General features: G+C 65.1%; 15 protein-coding genes and 2 riboswitches. Of the genes, 7 read left to right on the top strand and 8 right to left on the bottom strand.

Going from position 1 to position 14,523, the window contains the following annotated elements:
* Positions 1-6: 6 nt before the first annotated feature.
* From BKG60_RS26010 to BKG60_RS26020, 3 genes are all read left to right on the top strand, one after another.
* Entirely contained in the window at positions 7-1,032 is a 1,026-nt protein-coding gene (locus tag BKG60_RS26010; protein ID WP_075910184.1) for an SMP-30/gluconolactonase/LRE family protein, read from the top strand.
* A 94-nt stretch (positions 1,033-1,126) separates the two neighbouring features.
* Positions 1,127-2,341: a D-alanyl-D-alanine carboxypeptidase gene (locus tag BKG60_RS26015; RefSeq protein WP_070187334.1), complete on the top strand. Its 1,215-nt coding sequence runs from the start codon at positions 1,127-1,129 to the stop codon at positions 2,339-2,341.
* A 135-nt stretch (positions 2,342-2,476) separates the two neighbouring features.
* Positions 2,477-3,151: a ferric reductase-like transmembrane domain-containing protein gene (locus tag BKG60_RS26020; protein ID WP_070187335.1), complete on the top strand. Its 675-nt coding sequence runs from the start codon at positions 2,477-2,479 to the stop codon at positions 3,149-3,151.
* Between the two features lie 224 nt (positions 3,152-3,375).
* Here BKG60_RS26020 and BKG60_RS26025 read toward each other — a convergent pair whose 3' ends face one another.
* Complete coding sequence (locus BKG60_RS26025; RefSeq protein ID WP_075910185.1) at positions 3,376-4,224, bottom strand: nitronate monooxygenase; 849 nt, start codon at positions 4,222-4,224, stop codon at positions 3,376-3,378.
* A gap of 31 nt (positions 4,225-4,255) precedes the next feature.
* Positions 4,256-4,320, top strand: a riboswitch (guanidine-III (ykkC-III) riboswitch).
* Positions 4,321-4,332: 12 nt separating this feature from the next.
* Here BKG60_RS26025 and BKG60_RS26030 point away from each other — a divergent pair.
* Complete coding sequence (locus BKG60_RS26030; protein WP_075910186.1) at positions 4,333-4,650, top strand: DMT family transporter; 318 nt, start codon at positions 4,333-4,335, stop codon at positions 4,648-4,650.
* 102 nt (positions 4,651-4,752) lie between these two features.
* Here the strand turns inward: BKG60_RS26030 and yhjD are convergent, their stop codons facing one another.
* The 3 genes from yhjD to BKG60_RS26045 are packed head-to-tail and all read right to left on the bottom strand — an operon-like array spanning position 4,753 to position 7,301.
* Positions 4,753-5,772, bottom strand: coding sequence for an inner membrane protein YhjD (yhjD, locus tag BKG60_RS26035; protein WP_070187338.1), 1,020 nt, complete (start codon positions 5,770-5,772; stop codon positions 4,753-4,755).
* Between the two features lie 20 nt (positions 5,773-5,792).
* A complete protein-coding gene (gene trpS, locus BKG60_RS26040; protein WP_075910187.1) occupies positions 5,793-6,809 on the bottom strand; it encodes a tryptophan--tRNA ligase in 1,017 nt (338 codons plus the stop codon).
* A 27-nt stretch (positions 6,810-6,836) separates the two neighbouring features.
* Complete coding sequence (locus BKG60_RS26045) at positions 6,837-7,301, bottom strand: MarR family winged helix-turn-helix transcriptional regulator (protein ID WP_075910188.1); 465 nt, start codon at positions 7,299-7,301, stop codon at positions 6,837-6,839.
* 6 nt (positions 7,302-7,307) lie between these two features.
* Here BKG60_RS26045 and BKG60_RS26050 point away from each other — a divergent pair, with 6 nt between their 5' ends.
* On the top strand, positions 7,308-7,925 hold the full coding sequence (locus BKG60_RS26050; protein WP_070187341.1) for a TIGR03086 family metal-binding protein: 618 nt from the start codon (positions 7,308-7,310) through the stop codon (positions 7,923-7,925).
* Here the strand turns inward: BKG60_RS26050 and BKG60_RS26055 are convergent, their stop codons facing one another.
* The 3 genes from BKG60_RS26055 to BKG60_RS26065 form a co-directional block, all read right to left on the bottom strand.
* Positions 7,926-8,270, bottom strand: coding sequence for a HepT-like ribonuclease domain-containing protein (locus BKG60_RS26055; protein ID WP_070187342.1), 345 nt, complete (start codon positions 8,268-8,270; stop codon positions 7,926-7,928). It lies immediately after the preceding gene.
* Positions 8,260-8,559 carry a nucleotidyltransferase family protein gene (locus tag BKG60_RS26060; RefSeq protein ID WP_234998372.1) on the bottom strand — a complete coding sequence of 100 codons (300 nt, stop codon included), beginning with the start codon at positions 8,557-8,559 and terminating at the stop codon, positions 8,260-8,262. Before BKG60_RS26060 ends, BKG60_RS26055 begins: the two co-directional genes overlap by 11 nt.
* An 87-nt stretch (positions 8,560-8,646) precedes the next feature.
* Positions 8,647-9,438, bottom strand: a complete 792-nt coding sequence (locus tag BKG60_RS26065) for an exodeoxyribonuclease III (protein WP_070187383.1) — start codon at positions 9,436-9,438, stop codon at positions 8,647-8,649.
* Positions 9,439-9,527: 89 nt separating this feature from the next.
* On the opposite strand from BKG60_RS26065, the gene BKG60_RS26070 reads away from it, so the two are divergent.
* Positions 9,528-10,361, top strand: coding sequence for an alpha/beta fold hydrolase (locus BKG60_RS26070; protein WP_070187343.1), 834 nt, complete (start codon positions 9,528-9,530; stop codon positions 10,359-10,361).
* 6 nt (positions 10,362-10,367) lie between these two features.
* Here the strand turns inward: BKG60_RS26070 and BKG60_RS26075 are convergent, their stop codons facing one another.
* A complete protein-coding gene (locus BKG60_RS26075) occupies positions 10,368-12,608 on the bottom strand; it encodes an NADP-dependent isocitrate dehydrogenase (protein ID WP_075910189.1) in 2,241 nt (746 codons plus the stop codon).
* A gap of 277 nt (positions 12,609-12,885) precedes the next feature.
* Positions 12,886-13,005: riboswitch (SAM riboswitch) on the top strand.
* A 170-nt stretch (positions 13,006-13,175) separates the two neighbouring features.
* On the opposite strand from BKG60_RS26075, the gene BKG60_RS26080 reads away from it, so the two are divergent.
* The gene (locus BKG60_RS26080) at positions 13,176-14,507 is read left to right on the top strand and encodes a bifunctional o-acetylhomoserine/o-acetylserine sulfhydrylase (RefSeq protein WP_075910190.1); all 1,332 of its coding nucleotides are present in this window, start codon (positions 13,176-13,178) and stop codon (positions 14,505-14,507) included.
* The last annotated feature ends 16 nt before the right edge of the window (positions 14,508-14,523 follow it).

The following is a 14,523-nucleotide window of genomic DNA, read 5'->3' on the forward strand; positions in this document are numbered from 1 at the left end:
GCCGGAATGCCGTTTCGGCGGCAGACTGGCAGCGTGGCTCGTAAACCCCCGATCGATCCGGTCCGTTGGACTCCGCCTCCCATCGACGAGCTGCCGAATTTCGGCCCAGCCACACTCACCATCGTGCCGGTACCGGGCGAAGGGCCCGAGGATGTCGTGGTCGACGCATCCGGACAACTATGGACCGGCCTGGTCGATGGGCGCATCGTGCGGTTGTCCCCCGACGGAGTGGCAGCGGTGGTTGCCAACACCGGTGGACGCCCGTTGGGTATGCATGTCGCCCACGATGGACGGGTGTTGATCTGCGACAGTCACCGTGGGCTGCTCGCGCTGGACCCCGGCTCCGGTGCGTTGGATGTCCTGGTGCGGGACATCGACGGCAGGCCGTTGCGGTTCTGCTCGAATGTCACCGAAACAGCAGACGGCACAATCTATTTCACTGAGTCCACCAGCCAGTTCCATTTCGAGCATTTCACCGGGGCGATCATGGAGGCTCGCGGCCGTGGCAGCTTGTTCCGGCTGGGTACCGACGGCAACGTGACCACTGTGCTGGACGGCCTCTACTTCGCCAACGGTGTCACCGTCACCGCCGACGGGTCGGCGTTGGTGTTCGCCGAAACTCAGGGCAGGAGACTGTCGAAGTACTGGCTGAGCGGGCCACAGGCCGGGACGGTGACGCCACTGGCCGTGCATTTACCCGGCTATCCGGACAACATCTCCACCGGTGCCGATGACCGCATCTGGGTGGCGATGGTGTCCGCACCGAATGCCGCCGCGGAGGCGCTCGCGCCGCGCGCACCGATAATACGAAAGCTTTTGTGGCATTTGCCCGATCGGCTTCAACCCAAGATCCAGCCGCAAGTGTGGGTTTTGGCGTTCGACGCCGATTCCGGCGACGTACTCACCGGTGTGCAGACCGCGCGTCCGGACTTCGGCACCGTCACCGGGGTGGTGGAATCGGCGGGCAGGCTCTGGATGTCGACGATCGCCTTCCCCGCGCTGGCCTATGCGGATCTTCGCGACCTGGGTTAGCGGTTTCCGCACGTTAACAATTGTCACACAAACCACACACGTCACAGCGTGGCAAACCCGAAAACCGGTCCTCGTCGCCTAATCTTCGGTCACGATGGCGACCTTGCGGAGGACTACCCAGCGCGCCGTGTCTGCGTTCGCGGCACTGGCGATGCTGACGGCACCCCTGATGACAGCCGGTATCGCACACGCGGACCCGGCCCCGGAATGCCCTTACAAGGTGACCACGCCTCCGGCGGTGGACGCCTCCGAGGTGCCCAAGCCCGGCGAGGTCGCCCCCGGCCCGCTACCGGTACCTGCCAAGACGATTGGCGGTGAAGCGCTTTCAAGCTGTGGCGTGATCACGGCTCCCGACACCCCGCCGTTGCCCAACGACGTCTCCGCCGAGGCCTGGCTGGTCGCCGATCTGGACAGCGGTGACATCATCGCCGCCAAAGACCCACACGGGCGCCACCGGCCGGCCAGCATCATCAAGGTGCTCACCGCCACCGCCGCGCTCAACGAACTCAACCTCAACAAGCTGGTGGCGGGCACTCAGGAGGACGCCAACTCCGAGGGTACCCGTGTCGGCGTCGGCCCCGGCGGTCGCTACACGATCAACGATCTGTTGCACGGGTTGCTGATGCACTCCGGCAACGACGCCGCGCATGCCCTGGCGATGCAACTCGGCGGCTGGGACCCCGCTCTGCAGAAACTGAACATCCTGGCCGGCAAGCTCGGTGGCCGCGACACCCGCGCCGCCACCCCTTCAGGTCTGGACGGCCCCGGTATGAGCACCTCGGCCTACGACATCGGGCTGTTCTACCGCTATGCCTGGCAGAACCCGGTGTTCGCCGACATCGTTGCAACGCAGAGCTACGACTTCCCGGGGCGGGACGGCAATCCGCCCTACCCCATCGAGAACGACAACAAGATGCTCTACAACTATCCGGGCGCGCTCGGCGGTAAAACCGGATACACCGACGATGCCGGGCAGACCTTCGTGGGCGCTGCCGATCGTGATGGCCGGCGCCTGGTGGCGGTGCTCATGAAGGGCACTCGCGTCCCGATCGCGCCGTGGGAGCAAGCCGCGCACCTGCTCGACTACGGATTCGCCACCGCGCCCGGCACCAAGGTCGGCAATCTCGTCGACCCCGATCCGTCCTTGACTACACCCAAGGCCGACGAACCGACGGCCGCCCAGGCCGCTTCGGTTCTGCCACCGGCGGACTCACTGCCGGTGCGGGTCGGTGTGGCCATCGTGGGCGCGGTGATCGTGTTCCTGCTGATCATGGGCGCTCGTTCGCTCAATCGTCGCCCGGCTCGCTGACCCGCTACCGCGATCTCATCTGCGTAGTCGATGACGATCATTGAAAACGTTCGTTGGACGCGATGACTCCACGATGTTCGACTTGAGGACATGAAATCAGGGGCAATGCCCGATTCGGCAGGAAGAGCTTCAGAAGTGTCGATCAAATCATCCGATGCCGCGATCGCCACACCCGCCGGCCACACGCCACTCAAGTCCGCATTGTCCGGCTGGACACTGACGTGGTTGCTCATCGTGGCGATCGCCGCCGGCTCCACCATCGCGGCGTGGGCGGTGGGCGGCGTCAACGGAGCCAACCTCGGCATCCGCATCACCGCGCGCACATCGGCGATACTTTTCCTGCTCGCCTTCACCGCGTCGTCGCTCTATCAGCTGTGGCCGAACGACACCACCAGGTGGATCCGCCGCAACCGACGCTATCTCGGTGTCGGCTTCGCCGGATCTCATTTGGTCCACGCCGGATTCATCGTCACGACAATCGTTCTGAACTCACACCGGTTCGAGACCCGCGTCGTCGATCCCACCCCGCACGGTGTCTTCGTCCTCGATTTCATCGCCTACGGATTCATCATCGCGATGACCATCACCTCGTTTGACCGTGTCGCCAAACGGATGTCGTACTCGACGTGGAAGCACCTGCACGTCACCGGCAGCTACGTCATCTGGTTCACCTTCTTCATCGCCTACTGGCGCCGGGGCGTCACCTACACGGAGTTCTACGGACCGTTTCTCATGGTTGTCCTGGCCGCGCTGATCGTCCGCTTCATCGCGAAGGCGAAGCGAGGTACGGCGAAAGCCAAGCACGCGTAACGCCGACGTCGGCTTGCCACGGAGATGGCGCCCTGTATCGGCTGAAGGCGGCGATCCATCGAGCCCTCGCAAACCACGTTTTCGCGACAAAGCCGCAGCGTGGACGATGCACCGAGCAACTGATCATGAATTTGCCCAATACACTGACAAGTAATTGCCGATCTAGTTAAATACACGCGGGGCGTGCCGAACCGCCGCCGCTCTCGGCGGTTCGGCAGGCCCGGTCAACGCCACTGTCCAAGTAGCTGTTCTGCCCCGTCGCACAGCGATCGAAGGATCTCGGCCGCGCCGTCCGAAGCCGTCACCAGACCCACCCCCTGTCCCGCGTTCACGGGCGACCCGCGCAGGACGCGCTCCGGAATGCTTGCGGGCCAACGGTATCCGGCTGCGACGTCATACGCGGTGGTCAGCTCGGTGGACTCGCTCTGCGCGGCCAGCAGGGCGTCGCGCGCCGCCGATGGCGTCAGCGCCTCGGCACATGCCGCGAATGCCGTGCCGACCCAAGCCGCCGCCGCCCCGGCGGCCAGCACCGCGGCCACCGCACGTGGCGACGAGATTCCGCCGGCGGCCAGCACGGGTACGTCGACGGTGTCGAGCACCTCGGCCAGCAGCGGCAGGGTGCCGACCGTCGGCTCACCGTGGCCACCACCTTCGGCCCCGCGCGCCACCACGACGTCGACCCCGGCATCCACCGCGCGCCGGGCAGCGTCGACCGTGGCCACCTGGGTTGTCACCGTCAGGCCCGCGTCGTGGGCCCGACGCACCCAGGCCCAGTCCTCTCCAAAACTCACGCTGAGCAATGCGGGCCGGGCGGCCAGGGCAACCTCGAACAGGTCCGGCCGGTCCTGGGCAACCCAGTGCACCAACCCGATTCCGAACCGCTGGCCATCGAGTAGGGCCAACTCGGCGGTCAACTGCTCGGCGGTGGCCGAGCTGCCCATCCCCACCATGCCCAAGCCCCCCGCGGCCGAGACCGCCGCGGCCAACCGACCTCCTGCCGCGCCACCCATGGGCGCGTTGACGATGGGGGCGTCGATGCCGATCGACCGAGACCACGTGGTTGCCAAGCTCACAGCCTGCAATGTTACGTCGTTGTTACAATCGACAATGCCAGCACACGGCACCGGACGAGGCACACCCGTACCCGGCCAGCGAAAAGACGGGATGTTTGGAGGTGTGCCATGGCTTGGCTGATTCTCGTCGTTTCCGGTGTTCTCGAAGCGGTCTGGGCGACCGCCCTGAGCAAGACCGAAGGTTTCACCCGCCCGTTTCCGTCACTCGTGTTCCTCGTGGCGCTCACCCTGTCGATGATCGGACTGGCCATCGCAATGCGCAGCCTGCCGCCCGGCACCAGCTATGCCGTGTGGGTGGGCATCGGCGCGGTGCTCACTGTCGGCTTCGCCATGGTGACCGGCGCCGAATCCGCCTCGGTGATCAAGGTATTGCTCATGCTCGGGGTCGTCGGCTGCATCGTCGGGCTGAAAGTCGTCACACACTAGGCGTCTTTCGGCCCCCGCTTTGTCACGCCAGCGTGGCTGTCGACCTCCGGCGCCACTCTGGCGTGACAAAGGCGCGGGCCCGCGCCGCACCTAGCACCGCACCTAGCGCCGCAGCAGCCTCGAAAGCCCCAGCGCCCCAACCGCTCCCATGGCAGCTGCAGCCAAGGCTCCGGACACCCCGACCCCCTCGTGGACCTGCACGCGCGTGACGATCTGCGCAGGCTCCGGTGGTGGCACCGGTGCAGCGGCCAGGCTCTCCCTGGTGGTGGCCGCCCACGCCGTCGCGAACAGGATCAGCCTGGCGGTCACGTAGGCGAACACCATCAACCCCAGCACCGGCCCGAATGTCGCACCGGCAGGACCGTTCAGAACCGACTGCAGGTAGATCGACGCCACCTGTTTGAAGATCTCGAAACCCACGGCGGCCAGCAGCCCGGCTCGCAGCGCACTACGAAACGGCACGGCCTCGCGCGGCAACCGAGAGATGATCCAGGTGAACAGCATCCATGAGATGCCCACCGACACCAGGATCGACAACACGCGCAGCCCGCCGACGGACGCGACGATGTCCTGAATGCCCATCCAGTGCAGGACTTTACGCATCAGGGCGGGATCTCCGAGTGCGGTCAGCGCGATCGTGATGACCATCGCCAGAAACGCAGAGATCAGGGCCACCAAGTCCGAGAGTTTGGAACGGACGAAGTTTGATTCGGTGGGGTGCTGCTCCCACATCTGGGTGAGCGCGGCACGCAGGTTGGCCATCCAGCCCAGCCCCGCCCATGCGGCGGTCGCGAGCCCGATGACACCGACCGTGCCGCGGGAGTCGATGGCGGAGTCCATCAGCGTTATCAGTTGCTGGCCGAGGTCGCCGGACACCGCGTCACGGATCCGCTCCTCGATTTCCGACATCAGGTCAGGCCGACTGGCCAGCAGAAAGCCGCCGGCGGCGAACCCGACCATCAGTAGCGGGAAGAGCGCGAAGATCGTGAAATACGTGATGCCGGCGGCGTAGAAGTTGCCATTGCAGTCGCTATAGCGCTCCTGCGCCCGCATCACATGGTCGAACCAGGGAAAGCGCGCCCGCATCCGATCCAGCAATCCCGGCTTCTCCGGCTCGTCCACCGTCAACCCCTCCCCGGTGTTTACGACGTTTGCTGGAGAAACCCTATCCTGTCGTAAACCCGAGCGAGGGTCTTCCCCGCGACCTCGCGGGCGTGTTGTGCCCCGGCGGCCAGAACGGACTGGAGCTCAGCCGGATCGGCCAGCAATTCATCCACCCTGGTCTTGATCGGCGTGACGAACTCCACCACTGCTTCGGCGGTCTCCTTCTTGAGGTCGCCGTAGCCGCGGCCGGCATAGCCCTCGACCAGCTTGTCGACGTCGGCACCGGTCACCGCCGACTGGATGGTCAGCAGGTTCGAGATGCCCGGCTTGTTCACCTGATCGAACCGGATCTCACGCTCGCTGTCGGTCACCGCCGAGCGGATCTTCTTGGCGGTAGCCTTCGGATCATCGAGCAGGCTGATCAGCCCGGCGTCGGTGGCTGCCGATTTGCTCATCTTCGCCGACGGATCCTGCAGGTCGTAGATCTTGGCGGTGGTCTTGGGGATCATGGCCTCGGGCACCACGAAGGTGTCCGGGAACCGCGCGTTGAATCGCTGCGCAAGGTCGCGAGCCAGTTCCAGGTGCTGGCGTTGATCCTCGCCGACCGGGACGAGATCGGTGTCGTAGAGAAGCACGTCGGCGGCCATCAGCACCGGGTAGGTGAACAGGCCCACGGTGGTGGCGTCGGCCCCCTGCTTGGTCGACTTGTCCTTGAACTGTGTCATCCGCGAGGCCTGGCCGAAGCCGGTGAAACATCCCAGCACCCAGGCCAATTGGCTGTGCTCCGGGACGTGGCTCTGGACGAATACGGTGCTGCGCGTCGGGTCGATGCCCAGCGCCAGGTATTGCGCGGCCGTCACCAGCGTGCGACGGCGCAAGGTCTCGGGGTCCTGCGGCACGGTGATGGCGTGCTGGTCGACGACGCAGAAGAACGCCTCGTAGCCGTCCTGCAGCTGCGCCCAGTGCGTGACGGCACCCAGGGCATTGCCGAGGTGCAGGGAGTCGGAGGTGGGCTGGGCGCCCGAGAATACGACCTGTTTGCTTCCGCTACTCATGATCTTCTGATTTTCGCACTGACGTCATCAGGTTTGTTCAGGGGCCAGCTGCTGCAGCACCCGCAGGAACACTTTGCGATCATCGGCGGCCAGCTCGCCCAGCCACCGCTCCTCCCCACGCTGGATCTCCCGCTGGACCGCATCCTTGACCGCGCGGCCCGCGTCGGTGATGGCCAACAGCCGCACCCGGCGGTCGTCGGGATCGGCCTCACGCTCGATGAAGCCTTGCCGTTGCAGGTCATCGAGGGTGCGGATGATGCGCGTCTTGTCGGCACCGATCGCCTCGGCCAGTGCCGCTTGGGTCCGGACCGAGGACCGGTCGAGTGCGAGCAGGACAACGTAACCCCACATCGACACGCCGTGGGCATCGAGTATCGGCTGTTCGGCGGCGATCAGCTCCCGCAGCAACGGGGCAAGCATGGCCGCCAGATCGGGGCGTCGAGACACCGGGTCAGCGTAAGCGTTGCGATATGATGTGCTCACGCTTATCATAAGCGCATGCCTACTATTGAGACCGATCTCCGCCCCCTTCACCGCACCGTTGTTCTGCAATCGATCGATGTCGTCGACACTGTCGGCACCTCCGACCTGGACCGGGCCACGCCCTGCGCCGGGTGGACGGTGGCCGATCTGCTCGCCCACATGACCGTGCAGCACCGCGGGTTCGCCGCCGCAGCCCGCGGACACGGCGCCGATCAGTCCGCGTGGGAGGTCACGGCCGTGGCTGACGCCGTACGCGCCGACCCGTGCGGCGCATACGCCGCGGCCGCCCACGACGTGCTCGACGCCTTCGCCGCCGACGGGGTCATGGAGGCGACGCTTGCACTACCGGAGTTCGGCCCGGATGCGACGTTCCCGGGCGCGTTGGTGATCGGGTTCCATTTCGTGGACTACGCCGTGCACGGGTGGGATGTCGCCGCCGCTCTCGGCACGCCCTACGAACTACCGGCCGACGTGGTCACCGCGTTGGTGCCGTTGGTGACGGCGATCCCCGACGGCGACTTCCGCGACAGCACAGCCTCGCCGTTCGACCGGGCCATCAACGCCTCGGCGGCAACAGATTTCGAGAAGATTCTGTTGCACCTTGGCCGTACGCCAGGCTGGCGTCAGACGTAGCTATTGCTGCCCAGGAAGAAGGTAACGAAGGACGTTCTCCAACTCCGGGAGTTTGTCGACGATTACTTGCCACACCAATGCATCGTCAACATCGGCGTACCCATGAATAAGGATGTTCCGAAAGGCCACTATCCGTGAGAGCTCCGGAATCTGCGCCGAAATGACCTTGTCTGCTTTGGACAATTGATTGAGCGCTTCACCAACTATCTCAAGTTGACGTTCAACCGCAGAACGCAGGAATGCATCAGCCTGGTAATCAGCGAATGTCTTTCCATCGCTGAACTGACGGACCAGCATCACCGCTTGCCGAGCGTCCCACAGGTACTTCCTCGCGTCACGCGGCATACAGCGCTTCCCGCGTCCTCATCACATCTTTCTTGAAGTACGGGTTCTTGATGCTTGACACCGTCACGACATCGACCGAACGTCCGAATATCCGTTCCAGACCTTCCTTTAGCGAGAAGTAATGGTCGAAGTAGTCGACGCCAGCCGCTTCGCCGAACTCGACGAGAACGTCGAGATCACTGGACTCGGCGTCGAACGCATCCCCGACGGCAGAACCAAACACATCGAGCCGACGAACCGAGAGCTCACGACACAACAACTCGACCTCATGCCGTTTCGACTCGACCACTTCATGCAACGTCGCCACCTCCACCGCAAATTGTCCCCGATAAATCCAGTTCTTGGCGAACCAAACGCGCGATCGGTGCGTCGGCGCTCAGCCGTAACAGACCGTCACGGGTGAATGATCCGACCACCGCAACGCGTACAGCTCGGCCCGGTCCACCCGCGCAGAAGTGGCCTTGACCGCCAGCGTCGGGCTGGCCAGGTGATAGTCGATACGCCAGCCGGCATCATTGTCGAACGCCTTACCGCGCCAGGACCACCAGCTGTAGGGCCCGGCCACATCGGGATGCAGCACCCGCACCACGTCCACCCAGCCGGTGCCCAGCAGCTCGGTGAGCCAGGCCCGCTCACTGGGCAGGAAGCCGGCCTTCTTGACGTTGCCCTTCCAGTTCTTGATGTCGTTCTCGGTGTGCGCGATGTTCCAGTCACCACACAGCACCGCGTCGCGTCCGTGCAGCTCGGCCATCCGGGCGGCGATCGTGGCCATGAACCGTTCCTTCTCCAGCTGACGATCCGTCTCGGCTTCCCCGGTGGGGACATACACGCTGGCCACTGTCACGCCGGCGGTATCCACCTCGAGGTAGCGCCCGTGCGTCTCGAACTCTTCAGAAACCAGCAGCCGAGCCGCCTCGATGGGATGCCGGGACAACACCGCAACCCCGTTGCGGCCCTTGACATGCGGAACGGCCGAGGCCAGGTTCCAGCCGTCGGCCAAAGCCGGCGCCAAGGCATCGTTGAGCTGCTCATCGTCGGCCCGCGTCTCCTGCAGGCACACCACGTCGGCCTCGGTTTCCTTGAGCCACGGCAGCAGGCCGAGGTTATCGGTGGAGCGCTGCTTGACCGCTGCGCGAATACCGTTGACGTTGATGGTGCTGACGGTCAGAGGTCCCGGAGATGCCACGGCCCAGACCCTACCGATCGGCACCGACAGGGCCTTGCGGTACCGCAGGTATCACCTTAGTGTCTGGCGGCATGGCTGAACGTGCACCCATCCACCTCGGCACTCCCGACGGCGATCCGATCCTGCTGCTGCACCCGTTCCTGTTGTCGCAGAGCGTATGGAAATACGTCGCGCCGCAACTCGCCCAGACCGGCCGTTACGACGTGTTCGCCCCCACCATGGCCGGCCACCACGGTGGCGCGCATGCACCCCTGCTCCTCGACGTCGCGGCACTGGCCGACGATGTCGAACGCCGGCTCGACGAACTCGGCTGGACCACCGCGCACATCGTCGGCAATTCCCTGGGCGGCTGGGTGGCCTTCGAACTGGAACGGCGCGGCCGGGCCCGCACCCTGACCGGCATCGCCCCGGCCGGCGGCTGGTCGATGCACACGCTGGCGAAGTACGAGATCATCGCCAAGTTCATGGCAGCGCTGCCGATCGTGCTCTCCACCGCGGTGTTGCGTCAGCAGCTGCTGAAACTCCCACTGACCAAGCAGATTTCATATGTCGCCGTGAGCGCTACCCCCGACGTGCTCAACGACAGCGACCGCCGCGATCTGATCGACGACCTGGCACATTGCCCGGCCTACTTCAAACTCATGGTCAAGGCGTTGACCACCGCCGGGCTGATGGAGATCGCCGATTCGCGAACCCCGACCCAGCTCGTCATCTGCGAGAAGGACCGGGTGCTGCCAGCGCCGCGATTCACCCGGCACTTCACCAGAAGCCTGGCGCCGGACGCCGTCGTCACCACGCTCAAGGGTGTCGGGCACGTCCCGATGTTCGAGGCACCCGACACCATCACCCGGGTGATCACCGAGTTCGTCGACCCGCACATCGGCCAGGCCCGAGCGACGGGCTGACGGAGGTTATGCCTTCTCGGCGGCCCCCAGCACATCGTTGAGCGTCTTGCTCGGACGCATCACCGAAGCGGTCTTCTCCGGGTCCGGGTAGTAGTAGCCGCCGATGTCGGCCGGCTTGCCCTGGGCCGCATTGAGTTCGGAGACGATGGCCTGCTCCTGCTCGCCGAGGGCCTTGGCCAGCGGCGCGAAGTGCGCGGCCAGCTCCTTGTCCTCGGTCTGCTCGGCCAGCGCCTGCGCCCAGTACAGCGCGAGGTAGAACTGGCTGCCGCGGTTGTCCAGCTCGCCGGTCTTGCGCGAGGGAGACTTGTTCTCGTTCAACAACTCTCCGGTCGCGGTGTCCAGCGCGGCCGCGAGCACCTTGGCCTTGGCGTTGTCGGTCTTGTTGCCCAAGTCGTCCAGGCTGGCGCCCAGGGCGAGGAACTCGCCGAGCGAATCCCAGCGCAGGTGGTTCTCCTCCACCAGCTGATGCACGTGCTTGGGGGCCGAGCCGCCGGCACCCGTCTCGTACAGCCCGCCGCCGGCCATCAGCGGCACGATCGAGAGCATCTTGGCGCTGGTGCCCAGTTCCAGGATCGGGAACAGGTCGGTCAGGTAGTCACGCAGGATGTTGCCGGTCACCGAGATCGTGTCCTGGCCGCGGATCAGCCGCTCCAGGGTGTAGCGCATGGCCCACACCTGCGGCAGGATCGTGATCTCCAGGCCCTCGGTGTCCTCTTCCTTGAGGTAGGCCTTGACCTTCTTGCGCAGCTCGTTCTCGTGCGGACGCTCGTCATCGAGCCAGAACACGGCAGGCATACCGGACAACCGAGCCCGGTTGACGGCCAGCTTGACCCAGTCGCGGATCGGGGCGTCCTTGACGATCGGCATCCGCCAGATGTCGCCCTCTTCGACGTCCTGGCTCAGCAGCACCTCACCGGAATCGATGTCGACGATCTTGGCGACACCGGCCTGCGGGATCTCGAAGGTCTTGTCGTGACTGCCGTACTCCTCGGCCTTCTGCGCCATCAGACCGACGTTGGGCACCGTGCCCATCGTGGTCGGGTCGAACTGGCCGTGAGTCTTACAGAAGTTGATCACTTCCTGGTACATCCGGGAGAACGTCGACTCCGGGTTGACCGCCTTGGTGTCCTTGGTGCGGCCGTCGGCGCCGTACATCTTTCCGCCGAGGCGGATCATCGCCGGCATCGACGCATCGACGATGACATCGGACGGCGAGTGGAAGTTCGAGATGCCCTTGGCCGAGTCGACCATGGCCAGCTCGGGCCGGTGCTCATGGCAGCGGTGCAGGTCCTCGACGATCTCCTCACGCTGCGAGGCGGGCAGCGCCTCGATCTTGCTGTAGAGATCAGACAGACCGTTGTTGACGTTGACGCCGAGCTCGTCGAACAGCTTCTGATGCTTGGCGAAGGCGTCCTTGTAGAAGACCTTGACCGCGTGGCCGAACACGATCGGGTGGCTGACCTTCATCATGGTCGCCTTGACGTGCAGCGAGAACATCACGCCCGTCTTGTAGGCGTCCTCGATCTGTTCCTCGTAGAACTCGATCAGGGCCTTCTTGCTCATGTACATGCTGTCGATGACGTCGCCCTCGTCGAGCTTGACCTCGGGCTTGAGGACGATGGTCTCGCCGCCCTTGGTCTCCAGCTCCATCCGGACATTGCGAGCCTTGTCCAGCGTCATCGACTTCTCACCGTGGTAGAAGTCGCCGGTCTTCATGGTGGCCACGTGGGTCCGCGAGGCCTGCGACCACTCGCCCATGCTGTGCGGATGCTTGCGCGCGTACTCCTTGACGGCCTTGGGGGCGCGGCGGTCCGAGTTGCCTTCGCGCAGAACGGGGTTCACCGCGCTACCGAGGATCTTCGAGTAGCGATCACGGATCGCCTTCTCCTCGTCGGTCTTGGCATCCCCCGGGTAGTCGGGGACCGCGTAACCCTTCTCCTGTAGTTCCTTGATCGCGGCCGTGAGCTGCGGGACCGAGGCACTGATGTTGGGCAGCTTGATGATGTTGGTCTCGGGCAGCTGAGTGAGACGGCCCAGCTCACCGAGGTTGTCCGGAACCTTCTGCTCGTCGGTCAGACAGTCGCCGAATTCGGCCAGGATGCGCGCCGCCACCGAGATGTCACTCGTCTGGATATCGATACCCGCCGGCTCCGCGAAGGCGCGGATGATCGGCAAGAAGGAGTACGTCGCAAGCAGCGGCGCCTCGTCGGTCAGCGTGTAGATGATGGTCGGCTGCTGGGCAGTCATGGTTGCTCTCCCGGCGTCAGTCTCGGTTCGACGAGGATCACTCGTTGTCACTCGTGGTTATTCGCTGCTCTTGTGTCGCGGCCAGACTACAAGGACGGGCACCGCCTCGAAGGGGCAGCTTTCATTACTGACCAGTAACTTTGGCTTGTGTTCAGGCGTCCGACACCTTCACCGGCCCGCCGAACTGAACGTGTTTCAGTCCCGGTCGCACAAAACGGGCAAACACCCCGCAGAACCGACTGGCATGGCCTCAGCGCGTTGCGATAAGCTGCAGGCCGGTCATGAGTGTCAGCATCAAGCCCCGGCTTGCTGGCCGGCAACCCTCCAACCGCGGTGGGGTGCCCCGGGTGATGACCAGGTTGAGCAGTCGTTCGCGGCTGTAAGGCAAGCGCGGGTCCGAAGGTACGGGCCCCCAGACAGACAGGGAAACCTGATGGAGGCCAGCCATGTGTATGTGTCCGTGAACCCAATGCGTCGGCCCGTCGTGATCGACGACAAGCCCGGCGCCCGGTAGCCGACCACACGCCCTGCCTTCCTCATCCCCTTCACGGAGGAGACACCCCAGCCATGACAAACCCCGACGTCGCCGCCAATTGGTCGTTCGAGACCAAGCAGGTCCACGCCGGTCAGACTCCCGACGCCGCCACCAAGGCCCGGGCCCTGCCGATCTACCAGACCACCTCCTACACCTTCGACAGCACCGACCACGCCGCCGCGCTGTTCGGCCTGGCCGAGCCGGGCAACATCTACACCCGGATCATGAACCCCACCACCGACGTCGTCGAGCAGCGCATCGCCGCGCTCGAAGGCGGCGTGGCCGCACTGCTGCTGTCCTCGGGTCAGGCGGCCGAGACGTTCGCCATCCTCAACCTGGCCGGCGCCGGCGACCACATCGTGTCCAGCCCGCGCCTGTACGGCGGCACCTACAACCTGTTCCACTACACGCTGCCCAAGCTGGGCATCGAGGTCAGCTTCGTCGAGGACCCGGACAATCTCGACAGCTGGCGGGCCGCGGTACGGCCCAACACCAAAGCGTTCTTCGCCGAGACCATCTCCAACCCCCAGATCGACATCCTCGACATCCCGAACGTATCCGCGGTGGCACACGACAACGGCGTCCCACTGATCGTCGACAACACCATCGCCACCCCGTACCTGATCCAGCCGATCGCGCTCGGGGCCGACATCGTGGTGCACTCGGCCACCAAATACCTGGGCGGGCACGGCTCGGCGATCGCGGGCGTAATCGTCGACAGCGGCAACTTCGACTGGACCCAGGGCCGCCACCCCGGGTTCACCACCCCGGACCCCAGCTACCACGGCGTGGTCTTCGCCGAGCTCGGCGCACCGGCCTATGCCCTGAAAGCGCGCGTGCAGCTGCTGCGTGACCTGGGCAGCGCGATCTCCCCCTTCAACGCCTTTTTGATCGCGCAGGGATTGGAAACGCTGTCCCTGCGTGTTGAACGCCACGTGGCCAATGCACAGAAGGTCGCCGAGTACCTCGCCGGACATTCCGATGTGACCTCGGTGAACTACGCCGGACTCCCCAGCTCACCCTGGTACGAGCTGGGCCGCACGATCGCGCCCAAGGGCGCCGGCGCCGTGCTGGCCTTCGAGCTGGCCGGAGGTGTGGAAGCGGGCAAGGCCTTCGTCAACGCCTTGACCCTGCACAGCCACGTCGCCAACATCGGCGATGTGCGCTCGCTCGTCATCCACCCGGCCTCGACGACCCACCAGCAGCTTTCCCCCTCCGAACAGCTGTCCACCGGTGTCACGCCCGGTCTGGTGCGGTTGGCCGTCGGCATCGAGGGCATCGACGACATCCTGGCCGACCTGGAGCAGGGGTTCGCCGCCGCCCGCCCGTTCAGCGGCGTACCGCAGACTGCGGCGACGGTGTAGGACGGCCAGAGAAGAC

The organism is Mycobacterium syngnathidarum, assembly GCF_001942625.1.
Classification (GTDB): Bacteria; Actinomycetota; Actinomycetes; order Mycobacteriales; family Mycobacteriaceae; genus Mycobacterium; species Mycobacterium syngnathidarum.

Coding starts and splice junctions, on each gene's coding strand:
- BKG60_RS26010 (WP_075910184.1), top strand. CDS start 7: ATGCCGTTTCGGCGGCAGACTGGCAGCGTGGCTCGTAAACCCCCGATC.
- BKG60_RS26015 (WP_070187334.1), top strand. CDS start 1,127: ATGGCGACCTTGCGGAGGACTACCCAGCGCGCCGTGTCTGCGTTCGCG.
- BKG60_RS26030 (WP_075910186.1), top strand. CDS start 4,333: ATGGCTTGGCTGATTCTCGTCGTTTCCGGTGTTCTCGAAGCGGTCTGG.
- trpS (WP_075910187.1), bottom strand. CDS start 6,809: ATGAGTAGCGGAAGCAAACAGGTCGTATTCTCGGGCGCCCAGCCCACC.
- BKG60_RS26045 (WP_075910188.1), bottom strand. CDS start 7,301: ATGATAAGCGTGAGCACATCATATCGCAACGCTTACGCTGACCCGGTG.
- BKG60_RS26050 (WP_070187341.1), top strand. CDS start 7,308: ATGCCTACTATTGAGACCGATCTCCGCCCCCTTCACCGCACCGTTGTT.
- BKG60_RS26055 (WP_070187342.1), bottom strand. CDS start 8,270: ATGCCGCGTGACGCGAGGAAGTACCTGTGGGACGCTCGGCAAGCGGTG.
- BKG60_RS26070 (WP_070187343.1), top strand. CDS start 9,528: ATGGCTGAACGTGCACCCATCCACCTCGGCACTCCCGACGGCGATCCG.
- BKG60_RS26075 (WP_075910189.1), bottom strand. CDS start 12,608: ATGACTGCCCAGCAGCCGACCATCATCTACACGCTGACCGACGAGGCG.
- BKG60_RS26080 (WP_075910190.1), top strand. CDS start 13,176: ATGACAAACCCCGACGTCGCCGCCAATTGGTCGTTCGAGACCAAGCAG.